The 26,899-nt window shown below is 63.8% G+C and carries 25 protein-coding genes; 9 read left to right on the forward strand and 16 right to left on the reverse strand.

Annotated features, from left to right (window positions below; all coding sequences use genetic code 11):
• Positions 1-5: 5 nt before the first annotated feature.
• A complete protein-coding gene (locus NKI08_RS01745; protein ID WP_352766828.1) occupies positions 6-884 on the reverse strand; it encodes a DMT family transporter in 879 nt (292 codons plus the stop codon).
• A gap of 104 nt (positions 885-988) precedes the next feature.
• Between NKI08_RS01745 and NKI08_RS01750 the strand changes: the two genes are divergently transcribed.
• Positions 989-2,392 carry an aminotransferase-like domain-containing protein gene (locus tag NKI08_RS01750; RefSeq protein ID WP_352766830.1) on the forward strand — a complete coding sequence of 468 codons (1,404 nt, stop codon included), beginning with the start codon at positions 989-991 and terminating at the stop codon, positions 2,390-2,392.
• 39 nt (positions 2,393-2,431) lie between these two features.
• Here NKI08_RS01750 and NKI08_RS01755 read toward each other — a convergent pair whose 3' ends face one another.
• The 3 genes from NKI08_RS01755 to NKI08_RS01765 form a co-directional block, all read right to left on the reverse strand.
• On the reverse strand, positions 2,432-2,929 hold the full coding sequence (locus tag NKI08_RS01755) for a MaoC family dehydratase (protein ID WP_023676428.1): 498 nt from the start codon (positions 2,927-2,929) through the stop codon (positions 2,432-2,434).
• Positions 2,930-3,067: 138 nt separating this feature from the next.
• On the reverse strand, positions 3,068-3,496 hold the full coding sequence (locus NKI08_RS01760) for a phasin family protein (protein WP_023676429.1): 429 nt from the start codon (positions 3,494-3,496) through the stop codon (positions 3,068-3,070).
• 83 nt (positions 3,497-3,579) lie between these two features.
• Complete coding sequence (locus NKI08_RS01765) at positions 3,580-4,878, reverse strand: DUF445 domain-containing protein (RefSeq protein WP_352680056.1); 1,299 nt, start codon at positions 4,876-4,878, stop codon at positions 3,580-3,582.
• A gap of 191 nt (positions 4,879-5,069) precedes the next feature.
• On the opposite strand from NKI08_RS01765, the gene rirA reads away from it, so the two are divergent.
• Positions 5,070-5,531 (forward strand): iron-responsive transcriptional regulator RirA, encoded by a 462-nt coding sequence (rirA, locus tag NKI08_RS01770; RefSeq protein WP_023676431.1) that lies wholly within the window; start codon positions 5,070-5,072, stop codon positions 5,529-5,531.
• A gap of 219 nt (positions 5,532-5,750) precedes the next feature.
• On the opposite strand, the gene NKI08_RS01775 is transcribed toward rirA, so the two are convergent.
• From NKI08_RS01775 to hemP, 5 genes are read right to left on the reverse strand one after another with little or no spacing between them, the layout of a single operon-like run.
• On the reverse strand, positions 5,751-6,539 hold the full coding sequence (locus NKI08_RS01775) for a heme ABC transporter ATP-binding protein (protein WP_352680055.1): 789 nt from the start codon (positions 6,537-6,539) through the stop codon (positions 5,751-5,753).
• A gap of 10 nt (positions 6,540-6,549) precedes the next feature.
• Positions 6,550-7,653, reverse strand: coding sequence for a FecCD family ABC transporter permease (locus NKI08_RS01780; RefSeq protein WP_352766833.1), 1,104 nt, complete (start codon positions 7,651-7,653; stop codon positions 6,550-6,552).
• Positions 7,654-7,658: 5 nt separating this feature from the next.
• Positions 7,659-8,567 carry a heme/hemin ABC transporter substrate-binding protein gene (locus NKI08_RS01785; protein ID WP_352766835.1) on the reverse strand — a complete coding sequence of 303 codons (909 nt, stop codon included), beginning with the start codon at positions 8,565-8,567 and terminating at the stop codon, positions 7,659-7,661.
• 11 nt (positions 8,568-8,578) lie between these two features.
• The gene (locus NKI08_RS01790; RefSeq protein WP_352766836.1) at positions 8,579-9,637 is read right to left on the reverse strand and encodes a hemin-degrading factor; all 1,059 of its coding nucleotides are present in this window, start codon (positions 9,635-9,637) and stop codon (positions 8,579-8,581) included.
• A gap of 9 nt (positions 9,638-9,646) precedes the next feature.
• A complete protein-coding gene (gene hemP, locus NKI08_RS01795; RefSeq protein WP_352451949.1) occupies positions 9,647-9,853 on the reverse strand; it encodes a hemin uptake protein HemP in 207 nt (68 codons plus the stop codon).
• 201 nt (positions 9,854-10,054) lie between these two features.
• Between hemP and NKI08_RS01800 the strand changes: the two genes are divergently transcribed.
• From NKI08_RS01800 to NKI08_RS01810, 3 genes are read left to right on the forward strand one after another with little or no spacing between them, the layout of a single operon-like run.
• Entirely contained in the window at positions 10,055-12,268 is a 2,214-nt protein-coding gene (locus NKI08_RS01800) for a TonB-dependent hemoglobin/transferrin/lactoferrin family receptor (RefSeq protein WP_502899542.1), read from the forward strand.
• A 4-nt stretch (positions 12,269-12,272) separates the two neighbouring features.
• The gene (locus NKI08_RS01805; RefSeq protein WP_352766840.1) at positions 12,273-12,704 is read left to right on the forward strand and encodes a hypothetical protein; all 432 of its coding nucleotides are present in this window, start codon (positions 12,273-12,275) and stop codon (positions 12,702-12,704) included.
• A gap of 36 nt (positions 12,705-12,740) precedes the next feature.
• Complete coding sequence (locus NKI08_RS01810) at positions 12,741-14,039, forward strand: TonB family protein (RefSeq protein WP_352766842.1); 1,299 nt, start codon at positions 12,741-12,743, stop codon at positions 14,037-14,039.
• Positions 14,040-14,108: 69 nt separating this feature from the next.
• Here NKI08_RS01810 and putA read toward each other — a convergent pair whose 3' ends face one another.
• Positions 14,109-17,720 carry a bifunctional proline dehydrogenase/L-glutamate gamma-semialdehyde dehydrogenase PutA gene (putA, locus tag NKI08_RS01815; RefSeq protein ID WP_352766844.1) on the reverse strand — a complete coding sequence of 1,204 codons (3,612 nt, stop codon included), beginning with the start codon at positions 17,718-17,720 and terminating at the stop codon, positions 14,109-14,111.
• Between the two features lie 162 nt (positions 17,721-17,882).
• Here putA and NKI08_RS01820 point away from each other — a divergent pair, with 162 nt between their 5' ends.
• Positions 17,883-18,335, forward strand: a complete 453-nt coding sequence (locus NKI08_RS01820) for an Lrp/AsnC family transcriptional regulator (protein ID WP_023676441.1) — start codon at positions 17,883-17,885, stop codon at positions 18,333-18,335.
• Between the two features lie 27 nt (positions 18,336-18,362).
• On the opposite strand, the gene NKI08_RS01825 is transcribed toward NKI08_RS01820, so the two are convergent.
• A complete protein-coding gene (locus NKI08_RS01825; RefSeq protein WP_352766845.1) occupies positions 18,363-19,562 on the reverse strand; it encodes a cytochrome-c peroxidase in 1,200 nt (399 codons plus the stop codon).
• Positions 19,563-19,569: 7 nt separating this feature from the next.
• Complete coding sequence (locus NKI08_RS01830; protein WP_352766970.1) at positions 19,570-20,016, reverse strand: FixH family protein; 447 nt, start codon at positions 20,014-20,016, stop codon at positions 19,570-19,572.
• Between the two features lie 157 nt (positions 20,017-20,173).
• On the opposite strand from NKI08_RS01830, the gene NKI08_RS01835 reads away from it, so the two are divergent.
• Positions 20,174-21,103 carry a sugar kinase gene (locus tag NKI08_RS01835; protein WP_352692333.1) on the forward strand — a complete coding sequence of 310 codons (930 nt, stop codon included), beginning with the start codon at positions 20,174-20,176 and terminating at the stop codon, positions 21,101-21,103.
• Here NKI08_RS01835 and NKI08_RS01840 read toward each other — a convergent pair.
• From NKI08_RS01840 to NKI08_RS01850, 3 genes are all read right to left on the reverse strand, one after another.
• Positions 21,096-22,097 carry an NADP-dependent oxidoreductase gene (locus tag NKI08_RS01840; RefSeq protein ID WP_352766848.1) on the reverse strand — a complete coding sequence of 334 codons (1,002 nt, stop codon included), beginning with the start codon at positions 22,095-22,097 and terminating at the stop codon, positions 21,096-21,098. The two genes, NKI08_RS01835 and NKI08_RS01840, sit on opposite strands and share 8 nt — an antisense overlap.
• 5 nt (positions 22,098-22,102) lie before the next feature.
• Entirely contained in the window at positions 22,103-23,050 is a 948-nt protein-coding gene (locus tag NKI08_RS01845; RefSeq protein ID WP_352766850.1) for an alpha/beta fold hydrolase, read from the reverse strand.
• An 86-nt stretch (positions 23,051-23,136) separates the two neighbouring features.
• Positions 23,137-23,952 (reverse strand): oxidoreductase, encoded by an 816-nt coding sequence (locus NKI08_RS01850; RefSeq protein WP_352766852.1) that lies wholly within the window; start codon positions 23,950-23,952, stop codon positions 23,137-23,139.
• 107 nt (positions 23,953-24,059) lie between these two features.
• Between NKI08_RS01850 and NKI08_RS01855 the strand changes: the two genes are divergently transcribed.
• On the forward strand, positions 24,060-24,644 hold the full coding sequence (locus NKI08_RS01855) for a TetR/AcrR family transcriptional regulator (RefSeq protein WP_352451959.1): 585 nt from the start codon (positions 24,060-24,062) through the stop codon (positions 24,642-24,644).
• Positions 24,645-24,656: 12 nt separating this feature from the next.
• Here NKI08_RS01855 and NKI08_RS01860 read toward each other — a convergent pair whose 3' ends face one another.
• Positions 24,657-25,820 (reverse strand): LacI family DNA-binding transcriptional regulator, encoded by a 1,164-nt coding sequence (locus NKI08_RS01860; protein WP_352766854.1) that lies wholly within the window; start codon positions 25,818-25,820, stop codon positions 24,657-24,659.
• A gap of 33 nt (positions 25,821-25,853) precedes the next feature.
• On the opposite strand from NKI08_RS01860, the gene NKI08_RS01865 reads away from it, so the two are divergent.
• The gene (locus tag NKI08_RS01865) at positions 25,854-26,894 is read left to right on the forward strand and encodes an ABC transporter substrate-binding protein (protein ID WP_352766856.1); all 1,041 of its coding nucleotides are present in this window, start codon (positions 25,854-25,856) and stop codon (positions 26,892-26,894) included.
• Positions 26,895-26,899 lie beyond the last annotated feature (5 nt).

The following is a 26,899-nucleotide window of genomic DNA, read 5'->3' on the forward strand; positions in this document are numbered from 1 at the left end:
CGCACCTATCTCGCATATCTCTTGGCACCGACGACGCAAAGCACGACGCCGGCGGTGACGGCGATCATGGCGGGACAGACCTGCTCATGCAGCAGCGCTGCCGCCAGCCCAAGGCCGAAGAAGGGCTGCAGCAGTTGCAACTGCCCGACCGCGGCGATGCCGCCTTGCGCCAGGCCGCGATACCAGAACACGAAACCGATCAGCATGCTGAACAGCGAGACATAGGCCAGACCAATCCATGCGCCCCTGCCGGCACTTTCGAGCGACGGCGGCATGGTGATGAACGTCAGCGCCAGCATGAGGGGCAGCGACAGCACCAGCGCCCACGAAATCACCTGCCAACCGCCGAGTTTGCGCGACAGCGCCGCTCCTTCGGCATAGCCCAATCCGCACACGATGATGGCGGCCAGCATCAAGATGTCGCCGAGCGGCGAGACCGACAGGCCTTGCGTGACTGCGAAACCGGCGACAAGGGCGCTGCCGAGGCACGAGAACAGCCAGAACGCCGGCTTCGGGCGATCGCCGCCTCGAACCACACCGAAGATCGCGGTCGCCAACGGCAACAGGCCGACGAAAATGATGGAGTGAGCCGACGTGATGTGCTTGAGCGCCAGCGCCGTCAGCAGGGGAAAGCCGACCACGACGCCAAGCGCCACGATCGCCAGCGGGAACAGATCTCGCCGCTCCGGGCGCTTCTGACGAAAAACGAGCAGCAGCGCCAGGCCGAGGATGCCCGCCGAAGCCGCACGGGCGACCGTTACGAACACCGGATCGAAATCCATCACCGCCACGCGCGTCGCCGGAAGCGAACCGCTGAAGATCAGCACGCCTATGAACCCGTTGACCCAGCCACTCGCCGCCCAACTACTCGCCGCCTTGTCCATCGATGCCCCGCTGATTTCGCCCTCTATCGGGCCGGGCGTCTGGCTCCGCCAGAGACAATCAGGTACAGTTTGACAAAACCGTCATGGTAGGGCGAGCAGTACGGATGGATGAGCAGACGACAACAGATGAGGGCAGCCGGACGCTTGTCGAAAGCGTCATGGCGACGATCAGGCACAGGATCGCCGCGCGCAGCCTGACACCGGGAACGCGGCTGCCTTCGATCCGGGCGTTTGCGAAGGCCATGCAGGTTTCCAAATCCACCGTGGTCGAAGCCTATGAGCGTCTTGCGGCGGAAGGCATGATCCGCTCGCGGCCGGGCTCGGGTTTCTATGCCGCCGGACCGTTGGCTCCGTTGTCGCTGGCCGAGATCGGCCCCAGGCTTGACCGTGCCGTCGACCCGCTGTGGGTCTCGCGCCAATCGCTGGAAGCCGGCGACGGCGTCCTGAAACCGGGTTGCGGCTGGCTGCCGGCAACATGGATGCCCGAGGCTGGATTGCGCCGGGCACTGCGGACGACGGCCCGCGCCGACGACGCCGCGCTAACGGACTACGGCACGCCGCTCGGCTTGCCGGCGCTACGCCATCTGCTGGCGCGGCGCATGGCCGAGCACGGTATCGAAGCCTCCCCGGACCAGATCATGCTGACGGAATCGGGCACTCAGGCGATCGACCTGCTGTGCCGGTTCCTGCTCGAACCGGGTGACACGGTGTTGGTCGACGATCCCTGCTACTTCAACTTCCATGCCCTGTTGCGCGCCCATCGGGCCAAGGTGATCAGCGTCCCCTACACGCGCTCGGGTCCGGACATCGAGCTGTTCGCGCAAGCGCTGAACGAGCATCGGCCGCGCCTCTACATCACCAATTCGGCGCTCCACAATCCGACCGGCGCGATATTGTCGCCGGTCGTTGCCCATCGGCTGCTGAAGCTCACCGACCCGTCGGGGCTGACGATCATCGAGGACGATATCTTCGCCGATTTCGAACACACACCGGCGCCCAGGTTGACGGCCTTCGACGGCCTCAGCCGGGTCATCCATATCGGAAGCTTTTCCAAGACGCTGTCGGCATCGGTGCGCTGCGGCTTCATCGCCGCTCCTCGCGACTGGATGGAAGGTTTGACCGATCTCAAGATCGCCACATCCTTTGGCAGCGGGCGACTTGCATCCGAACTGGTGCTGACGCTGCTGAAGGACGGCCTCTATCGCAAGCACGTCGATCTGCTGCGCGCGCGGCTCTCGCGCGCCATGGAAGAAACCGGCACCCGGCTCAGGGCAATCGGCATCGTGCCGTGGATAGATCAGCCGGCCGGCATGTTTCTATGGTGCAGGCTGCCGGAGGGAATAGATGCCGCGGACGTCGCCCGTCACGCTTTGTCGGCCAACGTCGTGCTTGCGCCCGGCAATGCGTTCAGCCTGTCCCGGTCGGCCAGCCGTTTCATGCGCTTCAACGTCGCGCAGTCCGGAGATGACCGGATTTTCAGGGCGCTTGAACAGGCGATGTCGCGTTGATTCGCGCTGCCGGAAGCCTGCTGGCCTGAGGCTGTGCTCTCAGGCCCCTGCCCGCTTGCGGCGTGCGTAAAGCATGACGAGCGTCTCGGCGGTCAGCGCCGGCCTCTGCTCGCCTTCGATCTCGACCGTATTGGCGGCCTTCATCAGATATTGCCCCGGACCTTTGTCTTCCATCGACAACAGCGTGGTGCGCAGCCTGATACGCGAGCCGACCCTGACCGGCGCCACGAAGCGCACTTTGTCGAAACCGTAATTGAACGCGGCCTGCGTGTTTTCGGGTACGATCCCCATCTCGAGCGCCAGCGCGCCGATGATCGACAGGGTCAGATAGCCATGCGCGATCGTGGTGCGGAACGGGCTTTGCCGCTTCGCCCGCTCGGGATCGACATGGATCCATTGATGATCGCCCGTGCATTCGGCAAACTGGTCGATGCGGTGCTGATCGACCAGCGTCCAGTCCGAAACGCCCAACTCCTGCCCGGCCATCGCCCTAAGTTGCTCGAAGGTCGGCGGCGTCCTCGGCCGTATCTGCGTCATTCCTGCTTTCCCGATCGCTTGCCTGTTCCGGACCACGACGGGCCGCCCCTGTCAATTCGCCAATGCGATTCCAGCGCATAATCTTCGGCCCGCGAACCGCCAGTCTTCGCCGCCAGCAAGTGTGCTGCCGGGGAAGAGCTACCTCTTGTCGTGGCCGGCGCGGATCTCCTCCATCGCCTCCTTGATGCGGCTGCGCAGGATTTCGATCGATTCGGTGCCGGACGCCCTCGCCAGTTCGGCCATCTCGCCGGCATTCTTCAGCGCGGTCTCGAAGGATTTCCTGGCGAACGCCGCCTGCTTCTGCATCATTTCCTGCGGATTGCCGGGCGCTCTGTAGCTTTGTGCCATGTCGGTGATTTCGCGCAGCGTGTCCTGCAGCATCTCGCGTTGCCTTGACAACAGCGCCGAGGCTCCAGCGGCGCTCGCCCGTGCCGACTTCTCCAGCGCTTCCAGGTTCTTAGCGTGGTGGGCGAGGATCGCCTCGACATCGACATTCGGCAGCTTCAGGTCGCGGCCGAATTTGCCGAACATGTCGATGAAGGACTCGGACTCCGGTCGTTTTGCCATGCTGGTTCTCTCCCCCTGTTGCCGTGAACCCCGCCAATGCACGGAAGATAGTGCAGCGAAGCTCAGCGGTCCATTCGGACGAGTCAGCCGACAAGAAACAGCCGTTCGGCAGTGTAGAGCACGAGCCCGGCAAGGCCACCGATGATCATGCCGTTGAAGCGGATATATTGCAGGTCCTTGCCGATGTTCATTTCGATAAGCCTTGTCAGTTGCGCGAGGTCCCAGCGCTTGACCTGGTCGGCGATGAACTTCGACACGCCGCTCTTCTGGCTTTCGACGAAGGACGCCAGCGCCACGATGAACCCCTGGTTCATGTCGGCCCTGATCTGCGCGTCGTCGGCAAGATGGCGGCCGACCTCGACGAACATGGTGGCGAGATGGTCGCGGATCATCGAATTCGGCGCCTTGGCGTCCTGTTCGATGAACAGCCGCAGGCTGTCCCACATATCGCCGGCCAGCGCGCTGAGCTCCGGCCGGGCAAGGAAATCGCGCTTCAGCTTTTCGGCGCGCCTGGCATATTGTTTGGATGTCCTCAACCGCTTGACGAAGGTTTCGACGAAAAGGTCGAATTCGGCTCGCATCGGATGGTGCGGATCGGCCCGCACCTCATCGAGCAGCGAGTCGGCCGACGCAATGATCTTCTTCAACAGATAGGCGTCGGCGCGAAACAGGTTGAACAGCGACGGCAGTTCCTCGCGGATCTTCTCGCGCATCGTCGCCAGCGCCTGCTCGTCGCTCAGGAAGCGGCCGACCACCTTGGTGAACTCGTCGAATAATTTCTGGTGGCGGCGATCGTCAGTCAGCGCCGACAGCAGCTCGGCGGCGAGCGGCGCCAGCGGCACCTTTTCGATCTGCTCCAGCATACGGCTGGTGACGAAGCCGCGCAGTCCGGATTGCTCGACCGCCGCCAGCGTCTGCGGCACCAGCCGGCCGACGAAGCGCGACAAATCGGCGGCGCGGTTCGGGTCGGCCAGCCAGTCCGCGACCAGCGCGGAAAAATCGACCTCGGCGAGCTTTTCGCGCACCGGTTCCGGCGCCAGGAAATTCACCTCGATGAAGCGGCCGAGATTGTCGGCGATGCGATTCTGGTTTTCCGGGATGATGGCCGTATGCGGGATCGGCAGGCCAAGTGGCCGCCGAAACAGTGCCACCACCGCATACCAGTCCGCCAGGCCGCCGATCGTCGCCGCCTCGGCGAAAGCGGCGACGAAGCCCAACCACGCATGCCGGCTCTCGAGCGATTTCGCCACCGCAAAGACCAGCACGCAAAACGCAAGTGCTGCGGCGGCGACGAACTTGGTGCGCCTGAGCGCCGAAAGCTTGGCATCGGCGTCGAACCGGACGGACGCGACGGATGCAAATGCCGGGGCTGGTCGTGACATGATGGGCCGCTCCTGATCGTGTATGCGAACTTATCTAGTGTCGCCTGCCCCAGAAAGCGCGCCGCTGGTTCCGGTGCGCGCAATCGTGCACGCAAACTTGACGCCGGAATTCATCTATTATGCAGCGCCAGTCTGGAATTGTTCCAAACTATAGGCCATATTGACGCCAACCACTGTTATGTGAGGACACAATGCGGCTTACCCGTCAGACCAACTACGCCATGCGCATTCTGATGTATTGCGCCGCCAACACCGAGCGGTTGAGCCGCATCCCCGAGATCGCCGCCGCCTATTCGGTATCGGAACTTTTCCTGTTCAAGATCCTGCAGCCGCTGGTCGAAAACGGCCTGATCGAAACGGTGCGCGGCAGGAATGGCGGCGTCAGGCTCGGCCGCGCGGCCGAATCAATCAGCCTGTTCGATGTCGTACGGGTAACGGAGGAAAGCTTTGCCATGGCCGAGTGCTTCGAGAACGACGCCGCCGAATGTCCGCTGGTTGACAGCTGCGCGCTGAATTCGGCATTGCGCGAAGCGCTCAACGCCTTCTTCGCCGTGCTGTCGCGCTACACGATCGCCGATCTGGTGGCGGCGCGCCCGAATGTGCGGCACCTGCTCGGCATCGACATGCTGGTGCAAAGGGCGCCGGCCGCCTGATTTCTGGTCGCATCTCAGTTGGTGAGGTCTGTTGAGATTCAGGTCAGGCCGAGCCGAAAATGGTGGGTTCCGAGAACCGGAACGGAGCGTACGTTTGGGTACGTGAGTACCGGCCTGCGCCGGCCATAGCCTTAACTGCCGCACCTCTCATGAATGCTTCGGCCGGCGAAGGCCGGAAGCGCAGGAAACCGCCATTTGCAGGCCGGCATCACCTGAATATCAACAGACCGACTGCGGCAATACGAACGGCATGTTTGCCGCCGGCAACACGCCGACCTTCAGCCGGCAATCGAAGACCTTTTCGATCAGCTCGTCGCTGAGCACCTGTTGCGGCGAACCTGTAGCGGCGAGCCTGCCGCGATGCATGACGAAAATCCGGTCGGCATACATTGCCGTCAAATTGAGGTCGTGCAGGATGGCGAACACGCCGCCTCCCCGTCTGGCGAAATCACGCGCGATGTCCATGATGATCAGCTGGTGCTTGATGTCGAGGCTGGACACCGGCTCGTCGAGGAACAAATAGCGCGGCTTGCCGTCGAGCACCGGCGCCCACACCTGGCAGAGCACGCGGGCAAGCTGTACGCGCTGCTGTTCGCCGCCGGACAGCTCCTGGTAGAAACGGCCGGCAAAACCGTCGAGGTCGACGCGAGCCAGCGCCCGTTCGGGCAGGCGCTGGTCCTCGCCGGGCAGCGCGCCGGAACGCCCGCCGACCAGGCCCAGCCTGACGATCTCACGCACGGTGAACGGGAAGGACAGCGTCGTCGCCTGCGGCAGCACGGCGCGCAGCGTCGCCGCTTCGATCGGCTTCATCGCCGATAGATTGCGGCCGTTGACGGTGACCTCTCCCGAATAGCCAAGATCGCCGGACAGTGCTCTGAGGAAGGTCGTCTTGCCCGAACCGTTGGGGCCGACGATGGCCGCGACTTCGCCCGGCCGCGCCTCGAAATCGACGTTGGCGACGATGCGCTTGCCGCCAATCGCCACCGAGACATCGCGCGCTTTGATCATAGGCAAACTCTCACAAGTCGATGACGCCGCGCTTGCGCAGCAGGATCCACAGGAAGAACGGCGCACCGGCGACCGCGGTGACGATGCCGATCGGCAATTCGGCCGGCGCGACGATGGTGCGGGCGACGGCGTCGGCCAAAAGCAGCAGCGCCGCACCAAGCAGGGCCGATGCCGGCAGCAGGTAACGGTTATCGGGGCCGATCAGCAGACGCAGCAGATGCGGCACGACGATGCCGACGAAACCGATGCCGCCGCTGACGGCGACCGACGCGCCGACCGCTGCCGAGACGCCGACAATCGCGGTGTATTTCAGCCGCTGAACCGGAATGCCGAGATGGCCGGCCGTGGCCTCGCCGAGCGCCAGCGCGTTGAGGCCGCGCGCCAGGAACGGCATTGCCGCCAGCGCCAGCACGATGACCGGCCCGACCGAGCCGATCTTCTGCCAGGTTGCGCCGCCCAGCGAACCGAGCTGCCAGAAGGTCAGGTCGCGCAATTGCCGGTCGTCGGCCATGAAGATCAGGATGCCGGTCAGCGCCATGGCAAGCGCCGCCAGCGCGATGCCGGCGAGCAGCATGGTGGCGACCGAGGTCCGGCCTTGCCGTGTCGCGACCTGATAGAGCAGCAATGTCGTCGCCAGCCCGCCGCAGAACGCAGCCAGCGGCAAAGCCATCGTGCCGAGCACCGAAGTCAGCGGCGCCAGCATGGTCGAGCCAAGCACGATGACGGCGACCGCACCGAGGCTCGATCCGGCCGAAACGCCGATCAGGCCGGGGTCGGCCAGCGGATTGCGGAACAACCCCTGCATGACGGCACCGGAGACTGCAAGCGATGCGCCGATCAGCACGCCCAGAACAACGCGCGGCAGACGGATGTCATGGATGATCAGGCGGTCGCGGGCGCTCAATGCCGCGTCGCCGGGCAACGCGCCGAACAGCCAATCATGCATGACGCCGATGGCCGAGGCATCGGATGCGCCGGAGGTCAGCGACAACAGCACGGCGATAGCCAGCCCGACGCAGAGCAGCACGATGACGAGGCGGGCGCGCCGCGAACGATCACCCTCGGCTGCCGTCGCCATGATGCCCGCCGCACCGGCGATCGAATGATCGGCCATCGCGCTCAATCCGTGACCTGGCCGCCATAGAGCGAGACGGCGAGGTCGTGGATGGCGTCGGCCGTGCGCGGGCCGAAGCCGAGCAGGTAGCCGCCGTCCATGCGGATCAGCCTGCGGGCGGCACCCGCCGGCGTCGAAGCCACGGCAGGGTTCGAAAACAATTCGTCATCCGCGGTGGCCGGTCCGGCATTGTTCATCATCAGGATCACGTCGGGCCTGGCGGTGATGACTGCCTCGTCCGACAATTGCTTGTAGCCGGCAAAGCCGTCGATGGCGTTGATGCCGCCCGAAAGCTTGATGATGCCGTCGGCGGCGGTGTCGCTGCCGGCGGCAAGCAGCTTGCCGCCCTGCATCGACAGCACGAACAGGATGCGCTTGCGATCCTTGATCGAGGCGGTCTGCTTTTCGGCTACCTTCAGCTTGGCGCCTATCTGGGCCGCCAGCGCATCGGCCTTGGCCTCGGTGCCGAGCGCCTTGCCGACGATGTGGATCTTTTCGAGAATGCCTTGATTGTCATAGCGCTCGGGCACCTCGATGAACGGGATGCTCGATTTCTTCAGCACGTCGACGGCTTCCTTCGGTCCGCTGCCGTGCAGCGCCAGTATGCCCGACGGATTGACCGACAGCACACCCTCCGGCGACAGCTGGCGCATGTAGCCGACATCCGGCAGTTCCACCGCCGCTTGCGGATATCGGCTGGTCGAATCGCGTGCGACAAGGCGATCCTGTTCACCGAGCGCGTAGACGATCTCCGTGATCGAGCAGCCGATGGCCACGATCCTCGAGCGATCGGCGAAAGTCGCGATGCCCTCAGCGGTTTGAGCCGTTATCAGCGCGGCGAAGGCCAGGAAAACGGCGGCCGCAGGACCAAGCGCCGACCTGGAGACCGATGCCAGCCTGGAGACAAGAACCATCGTCGTTTTCCTCAGGCTGCGGTCGGGCTTGGGATACGCGGCAGGTTTTCGGCCAGAAAGCGCCAGTCGTCGCGCTCGCTTTCGCCTTCATGCCGCTTACCGAAGAACTGGATGATCATCTTGCCGTCGGCGCCATAGACTTCGAGCGACGTGACATGGCCGTCCCTGGTCGGCTTGCGCACGGCCCAGACCTCATCGATGTGGTCGGTCCGCAGGTGCAGATGAAAGGTCTCGTCGAGCACGTTGAGCCATGGTCCCATCGGCTTGATCGAGGCGACGGGGCCGGAATGGATCTGGATGCAGCCGCGATTGCCGACAAAGCACATGATCGGCATGGCGCCGGCAGCGGCGTGGTTGAACATGGCGTTCACTGCATCCTTGTCGACCAGCCAGGCGTAGTCCTGGCCGACCATGCGCACCGCCTGTCGGCGGCTGATCTTCAGTGTCTTCAGCATGCCGAAGAACTGGTGCACGTCGGTCAGCCGGCTCCAGCGGTCGCGCAGATCGTCGATGCTCGCCGAATTGTCCGCAGTCTCGGTCTCGTCAGCCGTGCCCGCTGAAATCGCCACCGTCGGCTCCTGGTTCGGCGATTCCAGCCCGGCCACCAGTTTCTGATAGGCGTAGAGGTTGGAGGCTGGCCTGAGATGCACCTTGTGTACCGCCTCGCCTGCGGTGTCGAAGAACTGCAGGCTGCGGCGGATGTCGGCGCCATCGCGCTTTTCCACGGCAAAGCCGTGCGCCCAGACTTTTGGGAAAATACGCAGGTCGATATTTTCGCCGAGCACCATGGCATTGTGATTACCGGTGACAACCTTGTCGTAGACGCCGATCTTCTCGTGCACCGCGCTTTCGTTGCGGGTCAGCGCCATCACCTCACCGACAGCTTCGAGGCCAGTCAAAAGGTCGTTGACACGCGGCTCGACGCGCACGACGCCGTCGCCGCAATGCGCGGCGACCAGTTCGGCCTCCGAAATACCGAGCTGGGCGGCGAGGTCGCGCTCGCGCATTTTCGGATTGTCTGCCCGTGCCCGCCGGATCTCGTGCGGGGCGGGTTTTACGCGCTGGTCCATTTCTGCCACCTACTTGTTGAGGATGAGCTTGCCCTGCCGGGTGATCTTCAGCCGGTACAGCGCACCATGATGCTCGATGCCGATCTCGTGCTCGCCCTGGAACAGCGTGTTGCTGGACAGCGTTCTCACGGCCGATTGGACCCGGTCGAAACGGACGGAATTTTCGTCGGAACGGCGGACGCGATAGCGAAAGTCGCTGGGATTGTGCGTGTTCATTGGTTCGATCCCTTTCCTGTGCCGGGCATCTGGCGCGGCGCCTGCGTGAAATGCCGATTCAATTCTTGACTCGAATGATCATGTTATCTAGCAGTGCAATACCGGAGTAAATGAGTCAACATTTAAGACGCCGGACGCGATGAAAAATGCCAGCGAGCCCCAAGCCAGCCAGCATCGAACATGGATTCTTGGAGTTGCAGCATGGGGTTGGCGAATTGGGGACGGCTGGCGGGCAGCGGCCTGACACATTGTTCTATGACAAGCAAAATGGCCGCGTTGCTGGCCGGCGCGGCGGCGATCCCGCTGCTCGCCACACCGGCCGGCGCCCAGCAGGCCGCCCAAGCGGCAGCCGACCAGCAGCAGACTGACCCGTCTCAACAGCCCGAAAAGGTAAAGCCGGCCCCGGCGGGTACCACACTGCTCGACAAGATCCTGATCCTCAGCCGTACCGGCGAGACGGCGATCGAGTCGCTTGCTTCAGCCAGCCATGTCGACGAGGAACAGCTCGAGCGCCGCATGGCGACGACGCCCAACGAAATGCTGTTCGGTGTGCCGGGTGTCGCCGTCCAGGCCGACGCAAGGCGTGTCAGTTCCAGCATCAACATCCGCGGCCTGCAGGACTTCGGCCGCGTCTCCGTCATCGTCGACGGCGCCCGCCAGAATTTCCAGCGCTCGGATCATGGCACGCAATCGACCTTCTACATCGATCCCGAATTGATCAAATCCGTCGATGTGATCCGCGGTCCGGTCGCCAACACCTATGGCTCCGGGGCGATCGGCGGCGTCGTATTTTTCGACACCAAGGATGCGCAGGATTTCCTCAAGCCCGACGAGACCTGGGCGGCATCCGCGACCGGGCGCTACGAAACCAACGGCGAAGGCTGGACCACCAGCGCCACCGGCGCCTATCGGATCAACGAGAACTGGGACGTGCTTGGCAATATCGTCTACCGCGACTATGACGACTACGAGCATGGCGGCGGCGACACTGTAGCGGGCACCGGCTTCGACGTCTTGAGCGGCCTCCTCAAGACGACCATCCGCCCCAGCGAAAACAGCGAGCTGAAGCTGGGCTGGATCGGCTCGAACGACGGATGGACCGAGACCAGCGGCAGCGCGCCGGTGAACGACGCCGACCTGAAGGCGAATACCTTCACGGCCCGCTACAACATCACCGACCAAGACAAGAGCTGGCTCGACCTCCACATCAACGCATCCTACAACAAGACCAAGCTCGATCTGACGACCCTTGTCGCGCAAAACCGGTTTGATCCGGTCACCGGTCTGCCCGTGGTTTTGCCGGCGGGTTCGAAATCGACGTTCGACATCGGCACCTCCGGCATCGACATTTGGAACACGTCGAGATTCGAGGCCGTCGGCATTGCGCATGAGCTGACCTATGGCGGCGACTGGGTTGGCGACGATGTCGAGACAGGCGGCACGGCGGGCGGCGACAGCTTCTATACGCCCTCGGGCAACAGGAACGTCTCCGGCGCTTACGTTCAGGACAAGCTCACCTGGGACTGGCTCGAGATCATCGCCGGGCTGCGCTACGACAGCTACAAGCTTGACAGCGATGTCGGCGAAACCTCTGGCGACCGGCTGTCGCCACGCATCACAGTGGGCATTTCGCCCTTCGAGAGCGCCAGCCTTTCCGGGCTGCAATTCTACGGCACCTACGCTGAAGGCTATCGTTCTCCGTCGCTGTCGGAGACCCTGATCAGCGGCAACCATCCAGCCGGCGTCAGCTTCCCGTTCCTCCCCAATCCCAATCTCAAGCCCGAAACCGGCAAGACCGTGGAGTTTGGCGTCAATTACAGCACCAACGGCGTCATCGAGGCTGATGACGCGCTGCGGCTGAAGGCGGCCTATTTCAACAACAACGTCGACGACTACATTGATGGCGTAACGCTATCACCGTTCGACCCGACCAGCGGCTGCCCGTTCGGCCCGGGCATCCCGATCTGCTTCCAGTATCAGAACTTCGCCAAGGCCAAGATCCACGGTTTCGAGATGGAGGGCGTCTATGATGCCGCCTGGGGCTTTGCCGGGCTTTCGGCGTCGTTCACCGACGGCCATACGATTTCCTATGAAGGCGAACGGGCGGACCTTGTCACCGTCCCTTCCTCCCAGGTCACCGGGCAACTCGGCTTTCGCTTCCTCGAGGACAGGCTGACCGTCGGCGGCGAGGTGCAATACAACGGCAAGCCGCAGGGCAACGCCGTCGCCAAGGACTACACGCTGGTTAATGCCTTCGCCAGCTACCAGGCAACCGACAATTTCAAGGTCGATTTCCGCGCCGACAATCTGTTCGACGTCAAATACGCCAACCCGCTGAACGCATCAACCACCAGTGTTGTCTACGAGCCAGGCGTCACCCTGAAGCTGGCGGCGACCATGAGGTTTGGAGGCTGAGACAATGAAAGGCATGACGGCATCCCTTCGTCTGTTCGCCGCAGTGCTGGCAATATTGCTTGCGGCGGCTCCAGCGTGGACACAACAGCAAGCACCGGCGCTGATCCTCGAGCTCAACGGCGCGCAGCCCTCCGACAAGGGCTGCCGCCTGACCTTCGTGGTCACCAACAATCTCGGCGCCGACCTTTCCAAGGCGGCATTCGAGATCGCATTGTTCAACGAGGCCGGCGTCGTCGAGCGGCTGACCGTGCTCGACTTCAAGGAGCTGCCGGCAGGCAAGACCAAGGTGACGCGTTTCGATCTTGCCGGCACGGATTGCGGCAAGGTCAGCCGCGTGTTGATCAACAGCGCCACGGAATGCGCCGGCGCCGAGCCGAATGCCTGCATGCGCGGGCTGACGACGCAGACCAGGACCGGCATCGCCTTCGGGGTCTGAATTTTGGGACCGGAACCCGCATTCGCGCGAAACGCCGTGGCGTGGCCACTAGCCGGTTTCCTGCCGCCGGAGCCGGACGATCCGGACTTCGCCATCCCGCGCGAGGCGCTGCGTGTTTCGCTGCGCGACAGGCCGGAAGACAGTTACATCGCCGATGCCGACGGCGACTTGCCGACGGTGCCTGCGGAGCCATTGCGGCAGGCACGACAGACGCGGCGGCGCCGCAACTGGACGGTGGCGATCGCCTGCTCTTGCGCATTCCACGTAGCCGTGGCGCTGGCCTTTCTCACGCTGCCGGACGATCGGCCAAGCATCGAAGGTGCCGACCAGCAAGGCGAAATGCTGCTCGGCGCCGACCCGCAGCAGGCGGCCGGCGATGTCGGAGACGATCCGGAAGTGGCCAACGTGACGATGGTGACCACGCTGGACGCCAAGCCGGTCGAAACGGTCGAGGCGCAGGCGACCGCGGCAGAGGAGACGCTCCAGCCGGTCACCGATGCGGCGGAGACATCGGACAAAGAAGTGGTTGAGCCGGTCAACGAGGCCGCCACGGAAATCGCTGTGCCTGCCGATCGCACCGAGCCCGCACCTGCCCAACCCGTCCAGCCGGCGCGCCAGGACCCATCGCCCGACGTTCTTGCGACCGACAGGCTGGTGCCTGCCGACGACAATGCCGTGCCGCCGCCAGTCAGCGCCGCAGAAACGGCCGAGCCTGCCAAGACAAGCGCACCGGCACCAACCGACCCGGCGCCGGCGGAAACGGTTCAGACGACCGAGACAGTCGGCGCGGCCGAAGAACCGAAGCCGGACAGGCCGGAGCCCAAGCGGCCGAAGAAGGCAACCGCAAAGGACAAGCCGGTCAAAAAAGCCGAACCGGCTGAAACCGAAAAGCCGCCCCTGCGCAAGAAGGCGGGCAAGGCTGCGGCCAAAGCCGACACCAAGAAGAAAAAAGCCGGCTCCGGCGGCCGTGACGAAACGGATGTCGCGCGCGGCATGGCCGACGGCAGGAAGGACGGCAAGATCCTGACCGCCAGCAGAGGCGGCAAATCAGGCATCGGCAATGCAGCCGTCACGAACTATCCCGGCAAGATCAGATCAAAACTGGTGCGGGCCTTCAATTCGACACGCACACGCGCCACCGGCACAGCAACCGTTGCCTTTACCGTCGGCTCGAACGGCAGCGTCCGGTCGGCTAGGCTGACGGGCAGTTCGGGTGTTGCCGCGCTGGACAAAGCCGCACTCGACGCAGTCCGCCGGGCTTCTCCGTTTCCTCCCATTCCGGAAGGAGCCGGTCGCTCGGCCTGGCAGTTCGAAGTTCCGCTCGCTATCAGGTAACGATCGTCCTCATGTGGATACCAAAGTCGGCGCCGCCCCTGCCCCGCGATACGCGAACCCTGGCGAAACCTACGCAGCGGCCAGCAGGCTGGCATTGCCGCCCGCCGCCGTGGTGTCGACGCAGACGGCGCGCTCGTGGGCGTAAGCGGCCGGATAATAGACTTCGCTGACCAGCGGCACGATCGGGCCGGCGCGCTCGGCGATGACCTTGCGCACGATGCGCGCGGCCTCGGGCGTGCCGGAAAAGGCAACGACATCGACGCGCAGCGAGCGCGCTTCGACCGGGTCCGGCCGGCCGTCGATCGCCGCCAGCGGCAGGCCCTTGCCGGTCAGCGCCGATAGCGCCGCCGGCGCGCCGGGGGCGACGGCGAGCACGGCATTGCCGGCGGCCAGCGCCTGGATCGTCTGCGCAAGCAGCGTATCCGCGTCGGGACCGAGGCACAGCACGCGCCCGCGCGGCGACAGCGACAGCGTGTTGGCCTCGCCGGTCGGCCCGGGCAGGTCGACCTGGCCGAAATCGATGGCGGCGGCGGTGCCGATGGCGGCGGCACCCTTGCCGCGCAGATGTTTCCTCAGGATGGCGACACGATCCGGACGCGTCGACCAGCCGCCAAGCGCCGGGTCCGGCAGATTGTCGGCGAGCTCGGTCGCAGTCACCTTGCGGCCTTCGGCAAGATGGGTGCCGGCCTCCGGTCCCTTGCGGAAGCGTCGAAGATAATGTGGGCCGCCGGCCTTCGGCCCGGTGCCGGAAAGGCTCTCGCCGCCGAACGGCTGCGCGCCGACGACGGCGCCGATCTGGTTGCGGTTGACGTAGATGTTGCCGGCATGGATGCCATCGACGAAATGCTGGGCGCGGCCTTCGATGCGGGTGTGCAGGCCGAAGGTCAGGCCATAGCCCTTGCGGTTGATCGCCGCGATCACCGCATCAATCTCGTCGGCATCGAAGGTGGCGACATGCAGCACCGGCCCGAACACCTCGCGCTCCAACTCCTCGATGCCCTTGACCCGAAAGACGTGCGGCGCAACGAAGCGGCCGTCCTTCGGCGCTTCGAGCTTGGCGATCAGCCGGCCCTGCAGGCCCATTTTGGTGCAATAGTCACGGATCGACGCTTGCGCCTCGTCATCGATGACCGGACCGACATCGGTCGATATCCGCCACGGGTCGCCGAGGCTGAGCGCTTCCATCGCGCCTTTCAGCATCTCAAGCATCTTCTTCTCGACGTCCTTCTGCACGTAGAGAATGCGCAATGCCGAGCAGCGCTGGCCGGCACTCTGGAAGGCGGAGGCCAGGATGTCGCGCACCGCCTGTTCGGGCAGCGCAGTGGAATCGACAATCATGGCGTTCAGGCCGCCGGTCTCGGCGATCAGCATGGCGTCGGGCGCGGCGGTGTCGGCGAGCTGCTTTTCGATCAGCTTGGCGACCTCGGTCGAGCCGGTGAAGCAGACGCCGGCAATGCGCGGGTCAGCGGTCAGCGGGCCGCCGACCGAGGGGCCGTCGCCGGGCAGAAGCTGGATGACATCCTCCGGCACGCCGGCCTCGCGCAGCAACTGGACAGCGCGGAAGGCGATCAGCGGCGTCTGTTCGGCCGGCTTGGCGATCACCGAATTACCGGTGACGAGTGCCGCCGCGATCTGCCCGGTGAAGATGGCGAGCGGAAAATTCCACGGCGAGATGCAGGCGATGGCGCCGCGCGCCTCGGTGCCCGCCTCGGCATTGGCGGCCTCAGCCGCATAGTAGCGCAGGAAATCGACCGCCTCGCGCACTTCGGCGACGCCGTCGGCGAGCGATTTGCCGGCCTCGCGGGCGGCGAGTGCAAAGAACTCGACGGCGTTTGCTTCGTAGAGATCGGCCGCCCGGTTGAGGATGGCAGCGCGCTCGGCGACCGGCCGTCTTGCCCATGCCGGTTGTGCCTCGACGGCGATGCGCACGGCGGTCTCGACCTGCTTGGCGCCGGCCTCGCTGACCGTGCCGACCACTTCCGAAGGTTTTGCCGGATTGACGACCGGACGCTGCTTGCCGTAGCCGGCCGCGCGGCTGACCGGCTTGGCGTGCCAGCGCTCCGGCCCGGCGAACTCGGCCCTCGCCTTGTCGATCGCAGCCAGCGTCAGCGTGTCGGTGATATCGAAGCCCTTGGAATTGCGCCGGCCTGGACCGAAGATTGCCGACGGCGGCACGATCGCTGGATTGGCGGCGGGACCTTGTTTCTCCACCGTTTCGAGCGGGTCGCGGGCAATGTCCTCGGGCTCGACTTCCTCGTCGGTGAGCTGGTGGACAAAGGAGGAATTGGCGCCGTTTTCGAGCAGCCGGCGGACCAGATAGGCGAGCAGGTCGGAATGAGCACCGACCGGCGCATAGATGCGGCAGCGAGTGCCTTCGGCCCGCCGCACCGTCTCATGCAGCGCCTCGCCCATGCCATGCAGCCGCTGGAATTCGAACGTATCGCGCTCCGTCGTCATCGACAGAATCGCGGCGACGGTGTGGGCGTTGTGGGTGGCAAATTGCGGGTAGATGCGGTCGGTCATCGCCAACAGCTTCTTGGCGCAGGCCAGGTAGGAGACGTCGGTGTTGGCCTTGCGGGTAAAAACCGGATAGCCGTCGAGCCCGAGCGTCTGCGCCCGCTTGATCTCGGTGTCCCAATAGGCACCCTTGACCAGCCGCACCATGATGCTGCGGTCGTATTTCCTCGCCAGCTCGTAGAGCCAGTCGATGACGAAGGCCGCGCGCGGGCCATAGGCCTGCACGACGACGCCAAAACCGTTCCAGCCGGCAAGCTCCGGTTCGGCCAGCACCCGCTCGATGACGTCGAGCGACAAATCGAGGCGGTCGGCTTCCTCGGCGTCGATGTTGAGGCCCATGCGTGAATGGCGCGCCGCCAGCGCCAGCGACAACAGCCGCTCGGCCATGACGGGCAGCATCTTTTCCTTCTGCGTCACTTCATAACGCGGATGCAGCGCAGACAGTTTTACCGAGATGCCGTGGTTCTGGCGGATGTCGGGGCCGTTGGCGCCGGCATCGAGCGAAGAGATGGCATCGGCATATGCCTTGAGGTAGCGCAGCGCGTCGGCCTCGGTGCGGGCCGCCTCGCCCAGCATGTCGAAAGAATAGAGATAGCCCTTCTGCGTCATCGGTCGGCCGCGCCTGACCGCCTCGGCAATGGTGCGGCCGAGCACGAACTGCTCGCCCATTTCGCGCATGGCGGCGGCGACGGCCTTGCGGATGACCGGCTCGCCAAGCCGGCGCACCATGGCGCGCAGCGTGCCTTCGATGCCGCCCTCGCCCTCGTCGAGCACGCGGCCGGTCAGCATCAGCGCCCAGGTCGACGCATTGATGAAGATCGAGCTCGAGCCGCCCGCATGCGCCGACCAGTCGTGCGGCGCGATCTTGTCGGCGATAAGGTCGTCCATCGTCTCGGTGTCTGGCACCCGCAGCAGCGCCTCGGCCAGGCACATCAGCGCCACGCCCTCCTTGGTCGACAGGCCATAGGCGGACAGGAAGACCTCCATCAGCCGCGGATCGGACGAGCCGCGCACCGCCCGCACTAGATCGGCGGCACGCGCCGAAATCGCCTTGCGGTCTTGCGCGGACAGCCCGGCCGCCTCGGCCAGCCGCTTCACCGCCTGGTCTTCGTCGGGCAAATAATTGGCACGGATCTGCTGGCGGATGGTGTCGAGCGCTGGCATGGCGGTCCTGTAGAGCGAGCATAAGGGAGCGGGCCGACGGTCACCGGACCGAACGGCGCAAGCTAACATAAGTAGGGATTGCAGTCGGTCCAAAGAAGTCGACAGAACAGATCGATCGATCTATCATTAGGACTGATCACCTCCAATTCGACCAGGAATTCAGTGACGGAAGACCAATTGGACCGCATCGACAGGAACATCCTGTCGGCTCTGGGCAGCAATGGCCGGCTTTCCATGTCGGAACTGGCGGCGAAAGTCGGTCTGTCGAAGACGCCGGTGCAGGCACGAGTCAAACGGCTGGAGAAGGACGGCTTCATCAGGGGCTACCAGGCAATCATCGACCGTGAGCGCATGGGCGAAGGCCATGTCGCCTTCGTCCAGGTGAAACTGTCCGACACCCGCTCGGCCGCGCTCGACGCCTTCAACCGCGCCGTGCAGGCGGTGCCGGAGATCGAGCAGTGCCACATGATGGCATCGAGCTTCGACTATCTGCTGAAGGTCCGCACTACCGACATCGCCGCCTACCGCCGCGTACTCGGCGAGCGCATCTCCGCCCTGCCGCACGTTGCCCAGACCTCGACGTTTGTCGCGATGGAGACGGTGAAGGATCGGTAGGAGAGCGCTGTTGTTGTCCCGCCACCCTCACTCCGCCAGTGTCTTCAAAAACGCCACCAGCGCCGCGCGTTCGCGGTCCGAAAGCTGCAGCGGGTGGATCTCGGATGTGCCCTCGACGCTTGCCGGTGCCTTCGAATAATGCGCCACCACCTCGTCGAGGGAGGAAAACTGCCCGGCGTGCATGTAGGGCGGCCGGGTGGCGGCACCCCGCAGCGACGGCGTCTTGTAGGCGCGGACGAGTTCCGGCCCGGTCTTGACCATGAAGCGCAACTCGCGGCAGGCGCTGGCATCGCCGTCGCGAAAGGCACCGAAACAGTTGAACGGATCGGCCTCGACCTGCGCCACCGCGTCGACGCGGCCGCGATCCGGCGGCAGGCCCGCGACCGGCGGCACGCCGGTGTTGTGGAAGCTGCCGTCGGTAAAACGCGGGCCGTTATGGCAGGTCACGCAATTGGCCTTGCCGATGAACAGCTTCAGGCCGAGGATTTCCTCCGGCGAAAAGGCGGCGTCGCCTTTCGGCTCGGCGCCCGCAGCCAGGTCGACGGCGAAGCGGTCGAAGCGTGTCTGCGGCGGCGCGATCGAGCGCTCGAAGGCGGCGATCGCCTTGCCGATGTTGGCAAAGACGCGGTTGACCTCCTCGGCTTGGCTGGTGGGCATGGCGTTCCAGGCCGCCTTCTCGGCATCGGTGCCGAGCGGGCCGGCATTGGCAGGCACGCCCGAAAGGTCCGGCAGCGGCCCGAAGATGCGCTCGTAGCGCTCGCCGAAGCGGGCCTTGATGTAATGCGCGAAGGCGGCGCGGTTGCCGGCCTGCTCCAGCGGATTTTCGAGCGGTGTCAATGCTTGCGCCCACAGGCTGTCGCGCCGCCCGTCCCAGAAGAACCAGGGATCATGCGCGACGCCGGCCAACGGTATGGTACGACGATTGGTGCGGCCGACGCCGACCGCTTGCGGCAAGTCGTCCTGGAATTGGCGGTCGATCTTGTGGCAGGTCGAGCACGATACCGTGCCGTCGCCGCTCATCCCGGTGTCGAAGAACAGCGTCGAGCCGAGTGCCGCGGCGGCCGGCACATCGGCGAAGCGATTGGTGGTGTCGGGCTTCAGCGGCGGCAGCTTGGATAGCGCCAGCGAGGCGATGGTCTGCTTTTCGGCATCGGAAAACTCCGGTCTGCCGCAGCCGGCAAGCACGGCCACCACCACCAACACGAGAAGACTGGAAAACCGGCTCATCAGTGGCTCACAGCACCACGTTGAAGACGACAGTGTCCGAACCGGCCGCAGCGGAAATGGCAAAATGCAATTGCCACCACCCGCTCATCGTGAATTTGACCCCGTCGATGCGATAGCGCCCCGCGCCGAGGTAATCGGTCGCCTGCGGGCTGGTCGGCAGACCGTGCTTGTGCTGCGGCATGCCGCCGGAAATCGTTATCGCAGCACCTTCCACCGGCGCACCCTCGACGGTTTTGAGCGTGAGCAGCCAGGATTCCAGTTCGCCCTGCCGGATGACGCCTTTCTCGGGCTCGAAAGTCGCCACGAACAGCTTGTTCGCCGTCGTCTTGGAACGGCCGACGTCCGAACTTGGTTGGGGTGCAGGCGGCGCCGTCAGATAGACGATTGCCAGCACTCCGGCGAGCAAGGCAGCCAGGCCGAGGCCTCCAAGAAGATAACGCCATAACGATGCCAAACCCATTCCTGTTCTGCGGATAACGTTTCGCTGGGCAGATCGCGTCCCACGCCCCTGTGGGAAATCGAGCCCAGTGCAAGAATCCGCCGTCGCCAAGCATGGCGCTGCCGGCTGCAAAAAGCTACAGCACCGCAATTGCAGGATGGAGGAGTGCTTCATGGCAGGAAACGGCATCGCCTCGATCGGCGAGTGCATGCTCGAGCTTTCGGGCCAGGCCGGGCCGAACTGGCGCATGGGCTTTGCCGGCGACACGTTCAACACGTTATGGGCGCTGCATGCCTTGAGCGGCGAGCGGCCGGCGACCTATGTGTCGGCCTTCGGCGACGACCCGTTCTCGCGCGACCAGATCAAGTTCCTGGCCGAGAGCGGCATCGGCATCGGCGCCAGCCCGGTGATAGCGGGCGCCCGCCCCGGCCTCTATGCGATCACGCTGACCGGCGCCGAACGTTCTTTCACCTATTGGCGGGCCGATGCGGCCGCAAGGCAGTTGGCTTCGGACCCAGCCGCTTTGCAGAAAAGCCTTGAAAACCAGGCGCTTGTCTATTTTTCCGGTATAACTTTGGCAATTCTCGACGAGGCTCCACGCAAGGTACTGCTGACGGCCGTGGCCACGGCGCGCGCGGCCGGCTCGCTGATTGCCTTCGATCCCAATTACCGGCCGCGGCTGTGGCGCCGGCGCGAGGACGCGCAGGCCGCGATCCTCGAGGCACTCGCCGTCGCCGACATCGCGCTCCCGACCTTTCCCGACGAGCAGATGCTGTTTGGTGATACGACACCGCAGAAAACAGCCGAACGGCTGCGAAAGCTGGCCGGCGAAGTCGTCGTCAAGAACGGTGAGGAACCGGCGCTGATCGCGCAAAACGGAACCTTGCAATCGGTTCCGGCGGTGCACGTCGCCACCCCGGTCGACACCACCGGCGCCGGCGACTCCTTCAACGGCGCCTACCTCGCCGCCCGCCTTGCCGGCCATGCCCCGGCAGAAGCCGTGCTGCGCGCTCATCGCGTCGCCGCCGCCGTCGTGCAGGTGCGCGGCGCCCTGGCGCCGTTCGAGACGCTCAAGGCTGCGTTCGAGGCACCCGCTATCTGACCTTGACGACGACCTTGCCCTTGGCGCGTCCTGTTTCGACATAGGCCAGGGCGTCATTGGTCGCTTCGAATGGAAAGACCCGATCCACAACCGGGCGGATCGCGCCGGCTTCGATGAGAGCGGTGATTTTGCTCAGCTGATCGCCCTGCGCCCACATGAACAGGAACGAAAACTGCACGCCGCGGCGCTTGGCTTTGGCCCGAATTCCGCGACTCAGGAAGCGCAGCACCAGCCTCAGCATCAAGTTCAGTCCCTTTTCCCTGGCAAATTCGGGATCCGGTGGACCGGAGATGGAGATGAGCTTGCCACCCGGTTTCAGCACCCTCAGGGATTTCTCCAGTGTCTTGGCGTCCTGGCTGTTCAAGACGACATCGTAGCCCGACAGAACTTTCTCGAAGTCGTCTTTCCTGTAGTCGACGACGACATCGGCGCCGAGACTTTTGACCAGATCGGCACTCGCCGCGCTCGCTGTTGTCGCAACGGTCGCGCCGAGGTGCTTGGCCAACTGAATAGCAAATGTCCCGACGCCGCCGGAACCAGCCTGAATGAAGACCTTCTGTCCCTTCTTCAGGTTTGCCCGTTCGATGAGCGTCTGCCAGGCGGTGAGACCGACCAGGGGAATCGACGCCGCCTCTTCCATACTGAGATTCTCGGGCTTCAAGGCTACGTCGGCCTCATTCACGGCAATGAATTCGGCGAATGTCCCAATCTGGCCGTCGCGCGGCCGCGCATAGACCTCGTCGCCGGCCTTGAACTTGCTGACTTTCGATCCCACGCGGATAACCTTTCCAGCCACGTCGTGGCCCAGGATGAAGGGCCGCTGGTAGGGCAGGATGAGCTTGAATTCTCCGGTTTTGATCTTGGAATCGAGCAGGTTCACCCCTGCGGCATGGACCTCGACCAAGACATCGCTGTCCTGGAGCTCCGGCTCCGGCATTTCGGCCAGCCGCAGGGTGCCCTTTTTATTATACTTATCGACAACGAATGCCTTCATGGCAGTTACTTTCCAAGAATGTCTGTTGCTGTTCGGGACGAAACAAGCCGAACGTTTTCAGCTGCATGGCCGCCCTGCGGCAAGGCCTCAGCCTCGAGGAAGGACAGCGCCTTCGGGACAAAAGCGGCGTGGTTCTGAAATACCCCGCCACGCCCGGCATCCGGGTAGATGACCAGATGCGCCCCCGGGATACGCCCGGCGAGATCGTAGGTATTGCTGCTCGGCACCATCCTGTCCTGGTCGCCATTCGCAACCAAAGTGGGAATACGGATGGTGCTCAGGTCTTGTGGCGCCTGGAGTCCGTAGGCCTTGATCGCCTTGAGTTGCGCGCCGAACGCGCTCAGCGATATCGCCTTGTCCCGGTTATTCCGGCGCTCCTTCAGCCGTTGCAGAAATGCGTTTGCGGCGCGGCGCCCATTCGGCGTTCTTGTGAAGAAGAGATAGTACTTCGGATCCCGAAAAGTCAGCGCGCCCTTGATCATGTCCACGATCGTCAGCGGCGTCACCTTGTCGATGCCTTGCCCACCGGCCGGCCCCGTGCCAGCCAGGATGAGTTTGCGCACAAGCTTGGGCTCGGTCAGCACAATCTCTTGCGCCACGAAGCCGCCAAGTGAAAAGCCGAAGAGATCGACTTCTTCGAACCCCAGCGCCCGGACAAAGGCGACCGCATCCCGCGCCATGCCGGAAATGGTCGACGGAGTTTTGCCACCCGAAGCACCGATGCCGCGATTGTCGAAGGCAATCACCCGCCGGGTCGCAGCGAGGCCATCGACGATGCGCGGATCAAAATTGTCCAGCTGAGCAGCCAGATGGTTGAGCAGGATCACCGGCACGCCCGCCCTGGGCCCGAGTTCCCTGTAAGCAAAGGCTGTGCCGCCGACGTCGATCGAGAGCGTTGGCACGTCCTGGAACAACGCCGGTGAACGCGGCAACCGATTGGATCTATGTGTCATGCTTGGCGCCTCCGTTTCGTAGGGCCTGGCCAAATGTGTCGTAGTTGCTAGTCGCATGTGCGTGAAATCCTCTGGCTCGCCGTTGTTCAGACCGGCAGTCGGAACTGCTTGCGCAGGCTCTTGTCGAAAATCCCCGCGGGGGCAAAGCGGCGCAGCAGGCTGACCTGGCGCGCTGCCTTGCCAGCGGTATAGCGCCGTCGCGGACGGGCATCGGTCGCTGCCTTCACAACCACATCCGCCACCACTTCCGGCCGATCGGCCTTGGGCATCACATCGCCCAGCAGCGCCTTCAACCCGGCTCGAGCCCGATCGTATTCCTTCAACAGCGAATCCGGCTCGATGCCGTTCCGGTCGAAGACGGTGCGGACGAATGCCGGCTCGATGACGGAAACGCGGACGTTGAAGGCGCGCACCTCGTGGTCGAGCGATTCCGAATAGCCTTCGAGCGCGTGCTTGACCGCCGAGTAATGAGCTGAGTATGGCGCGGGTACCAGTCCCAGAATGGAGCCGATATTGATGATGCGCCCTTCGCCGCGCCGCCGCATCGACGGCAACACCGCATTGGTCATTCGCATGACGCCGAACAGATTGACGTCGAACAGGGCTTGTACCTGGGCGACCGAGGATTCCTCGGCGCCGCCTAGCAGACCGACACCGGCATTGTTGACCAGGAGGTCGATCCGGCCGGTCTGCGCGAGCACGTTGGCAACGAGCGCATTGACGGCCGCATCATCGGTCACGTCGCATGCCAGCATGGTCACTCCGCCCGGACCATTACTGGTCTTGCGGCGACTTGTCCCGAAGACAGTGAAACCCGCCCGCGCCAAGGCCTCGGCGCTGGCGCGGCCGATGCCGGAGGAGGCTCCGGTCACGATTGCGGTCTTTTCAGAATTCCCATTCATTTTTGATGTTCCAGGTTCGAGAGGTCTAGCTTATTTCCACGAGTTGAATTATGATCGTAATATCAGATTATGAGCATAATGCAATAGCAGGACAGGAAAGAAAGACCATGCGCTACGAAAAGGGCCGAAAAGACGCGTCACGCAGCCGGATCATGGAGGTCGCCGCCGAACGTTTTCGATCTGACGGCATCGCGGCGTCCGGGCTGGCAACCATCATGAGCGACGCCGGGCTGACGAACGGCGCCTTCTATCCGCACTTCCAGTCGAAGGCGGAGCTCGTCCGTGAAAGCGTGGCGGCGGCCTTGGACGCGCAGTCGCATGAAGTGCAGGAAGCATTGGCCGCCGGCGGTCCGGAAATGGCCATAGAGACGTATCTATCGGCCGAGCACCGGGACAATCCTGGAAAGGGTTGCGCATCGGCCGCGTTGTTGCCGGAAATTGCGCGGCAGCCGCCTGAAACGCGAGCCCTCTATGCCGAGCGCGCTCAATCCCTGGTGCGCCAGATAGCTGAAGCTCTGCCGCAGACGAACGATCCCGAGGGCGCTGCGTTGGGCATGTTTGCAACGCTCATCGGCGCGCTTCAACTCGCGCGCGCCGTGGAAGGAACGGAATTATCGGATCGTATCCTCGCGGCGGGAGCAGCTGCCGCAAAGGCGCTGATCCGGCCGGTTCAAGACGAGGTGGCCTCCTGAGGGCCGCCCGGACTATTCGGCCGGCTCGAATCTGCCTTGCACCAAGACTGTCTCCACCGGCCCGAGCGGATTGATGATCCGGCTCTCCAGGACTTCGATAAGTTTGCGTCCAACACCCGCCATATCCACGGAATGAACTCCGATCTTTGCCGGCAGGAAGCGTGCCAGCCGCGTGCTGTCACGGGTGACGATGTGGACGTCGCGGCCTGGTGTGAGACCCCGCTTGCCGAGAGCGTGCAACGCTCCCAGAAGGCCCAGTTCGTTGGCGCACGCCAAGCCCGTTGGCGGATCTGATGACGCCAGCAAGCGATCGAACCAGCCTGCGCTCGATTCCATGGTGAACATGCCATGACCGATCAACGATGGGTCGATCGGAATGCCAGCCTCGGCCATTGCCCTTCCATACCCGGAAAGACGCGTGGCACTCGCCTGGTCCTCCGGAACGAGAAGTTGCAGCGCAATACGTCGACAGCCCTTATCCATGAGCCGCCGGGTCGCCTCATAGGCAATCTGTTCATTGTCGACATCGACGTAAGGATACGCGATATCCAAGTCGGTTCTTCCAAACGCGACGAACGGCATGCGTTTATCCAGCAGCAGCTTGACGCGCGGATCAGCCGACACCAGGCGCGTGATGACCAGGCCGTCTGCGCTGTGCGCCTGAAGCTGCCGCTGCACACTCTCAACGGGATCGTCGTCGGGAGTGGTGGAATAGATGGACAGACTATAACCGGCTTGCCGCGCCGCCAGCGTCATGCCTTCGATTAAAGGAAGCTTTAATAGATCGGACAGATGGTCTCGTGTTTCCATCGGGAGTACTGCCGTCAGCGTCTGCGTTCGACCGGTTTTGAGCGCGCGACCATGATGATTTGGTAGATAGCCGACCCGCTTGGCCGCCTCCTTGACGCGGGCTATGGTCGAGGGCTGCACCTCCGGCCCATCCTTCAGAGCGCGGGATACCGTGGTCACCGACAGGGAAAGTTCAGCGGCGATCTGCTTTAGATTGGCCATTGTTCGCCCGACTTCATTTGCGAAAGCGCCGGCTGATTTGCTGACCGCCATAACGTTACCGAATTCGACATCCCGGTCAATCCAAACTCCCGCAGGAAGCAGCTTGACTCCGGCGCATTCAGATGCAATCGTAACGTTACGATTACAAAATAATGGCTCTTTCAAGCGATATTCCATAAAAGTTGGGGAGGAGAACCTATGTCCTGGCTACGCATTTCCTTAACAGCATTCGCAATCTCGGCTGCCCTGCCCGTGCATGCGCAGACGGTCACAATCACGACCGCGGGTGGCGACTATGGCAACGCCATGAAGGAGGCCATGTGGGCCCCTGCTGCAAAAGAGCTTGGCTATGATGTCCGCGAGGAGACCCTAAGCGACGGCCTGGCCGCCTTGAAGATGCAGGTCACCTCGGGTGCGGTCACGACCGACGTCATTCACCTGGGCTCACCGGAAGGTGCCCAGGCGGCCGCACAATCGCTGCTGGAGCCACTCGACTACAAGATCATCGATCCGAAATCCGTGCCGGAGGGTGCGAAGTCCGACTACTGCTATCCGTTTGACTCCTATGGCACCGTCATGTCGTGGAACACCAAGACCTATGGCGAGAACCCGCCGAAGACGTGGGCGGAATTCTGGGATGTTGCCAAATTTTCTGGCCGTCGCGCGTTGCGCGCCAATGCGCAAGACTCGATCGAGATCGCGCTTCTCTCCGATGGCGTGGCACCGGCGGACGTCTATTCCGTGCTCAGCACCCCGGAAGGGCTAGAGCGCGCCATCAAGCGGCTTGAAGCGATCAAACCAGATGTCGCCGTGTGGTGGACCTCGGGCGCCCAGTCGGCGCAGTTGCTGAAAGACGGCGAGGCGGATTTGGTCATTACCTGGAACGGACGCGCCCAAACCGTGAAAGCAGATGGCGGCGCGGCTGACTACACGTTCAAGGGTTCGGTCATCGGCACGGACTGTCTTGGGGTGCCGAAGGGAGCGCCGAACAAGGAAGCCGCGATGAAGCTCATCGCAGCGATGACGCAGCCCGCGCGGGTTGCCAAGCTGACCGATTTCATTGCCTACGGCCCAGTCAATCCTGCGGCATATGAGGGTGGCCTTATTCCCGAGGACCGTCTGAAGACCCTTGCGACCGCACCTGAAAATGCTGGCACTTCGGTGTTTTCCAATTCAGGATGGTGGGTCAAGAATGGCGAGGCTGCCCAAAGAGCCTTCGATGAAATGATGGCTCGCTGACTCTC

It is taken from the genome of Mesorhizobium sp. M0768 (assembly GCF_040320195.1).
Taxonomy (GTDB): domain Bacteria; phylum Pseudomonadota; class Alphaproteobacteria; order Rhizobiales; family Rhizobiaceae; genus Mesorhizobium.

Bases quoted from the DNA above. Each gene is read 5' to 3' on its own strand.
- NKI08_RS01765 (WP_352680056.1), bottom strand. From the start codon at position 4,878: ATGTCACGACCAGCCCCGGCATTTGCATCCGTCGCGTCCGTCCGGTTC.
- NKI08_RS01825 (WP_352766845.1), bottom strand. From the start codon at position 19,562: ATGAGCCGGTTTTCCAGTCTTCTCGTGTTGGTGGTGGTGGCCGTGCTT.
- NKI08_RS01855 (WP_352451959.1), top strand. From the start codon at position 24,060: ATGCGCTACGAAAAGGGCCGAAAAGACGCGTCACGCAGCCGGATCATG.
- NKI08_RS01805 (WP_352766840.1), top strand. From the start codon at position 12,273: ATGAAAGGCATGACGGCATCCCTTCGTCTGTTCGCCGCAGTGCTGGCA.
- NKI08_RS01750 (WP_352766830.1), top strand. From the start codon at position 989: ATGGATGAGCAGACGACAACAGATGAGGGCAGCCGGACGCTTGTCGAA.
- NKI08_RS01775 (WP_352680055.1), bottom strand. From the start codon at position 6,539: ATGATCAAAGCGCGCGATGTCTCGGTGGCGATTGGCGGCAAGCGCATC.
- NKI08_RS01840 (WP_352766848.1), bottom strand. From the start codon at position 22,097: ATGAAGGCATTCGTTGTCGATAAGTATAATAAAAAGGGCACCCTGCGG.
- NKI08_RS01845 (WP_352766850.1), bottom strand. From the start codon at position 23,050: ATGACACATAGATCCAATCGGTTGCCGCGTTCACCGGCGTTGTTCCAG.
- rirA (WP_023676431.1), top strand. From the start codon at position 5,070: ATGCGGCTTACCCGTCAGACCAACTACGCCATGCGCATTCTGATGTAT.
- NKI08_RS01865 (WP_352766856.1), top strand. From the start codon at position 25,854: ATGTCCTGGCTACGCATTTCCTTAACAGCATTCGCAATCTCGGCTGCC.
- hemP (WP_352451949.1), bottom strand. From the start codon at position 9,853: ATGAACACGCACAATCCCAGCGACTTTCGCTATCGCGTCCGCCGTTCC.
- NKI08_RS01780 (WP_352766833.1), bottom strand. From the start codon at position 7,653: ATGGCCGATCATTCGATCGCCGGTGCGGCGGGCATCATGGCGACGGCA.
- putA (WP_352766844.1), bottom strand. From the start codon at position 17,720: ATGCCAGCGCTCGACACCATCCGCCAGCAGATCCGTGCCAATTATTTG.
- NKI08_RS01835 (WP_352692333.1), top strand. From the start codon at position 20,174: ATGGCAGGAAACGGCATCGCCTCGATCGGCGAGTGCATGCTCGAGCTT.
- NKI08_RS01800 (WP_502899542.1), top strand. From the start codon at position 10,055: ATGGGGTTGGCGAATTGGGGACGGCTGGCGGGCAGCGGCCTGACACAT.
- NKI08_RS01850 (WP_352766852.1), bottom strand. From the start codon at position 23,952: ATGAATGGGAATTCTGAAAAGACCGCAATCGTGACCGGAGCCTCCTCC.
- NKI08_RS01760 (WP_023676429.1), bottom strand. From the start codon at position 3,496: ATGGCAAAACGACCGGAGTCCGAGTCCTTCATCGACATGTTCGGCAAA.
- NKI08_RS01755 (WP_023676428.1), bottom strand. From the start codon at position 2,929: ATGACGCAGATACGGCCGAGGACGCCGCCGACCTTCGAGCAACTTAGG.
- NKI08_RS01785 (WP_352766835.1), bottom strand. From the start codon at position 8,567: ATGGTTCTTGTCTCCAGGCTGGCATCGGTCTCCAGGTCGGCGCTTGGT.
- NKI08_RS01745 (WP_352766828.1), bottom strand. From the start codon at position 884: ATGGACAAGGCGGCGAGTAGTTGGGCGGCGAGTGGCTGGGTCAACGGG.
- NKI08_RS01790 (WP_352766836.1), bottom strand. From the start codon at position 9,637: ATGGACCAGCGCGTAAAACCCGCCCCGCACGAGATCCGGCGGGCACGG.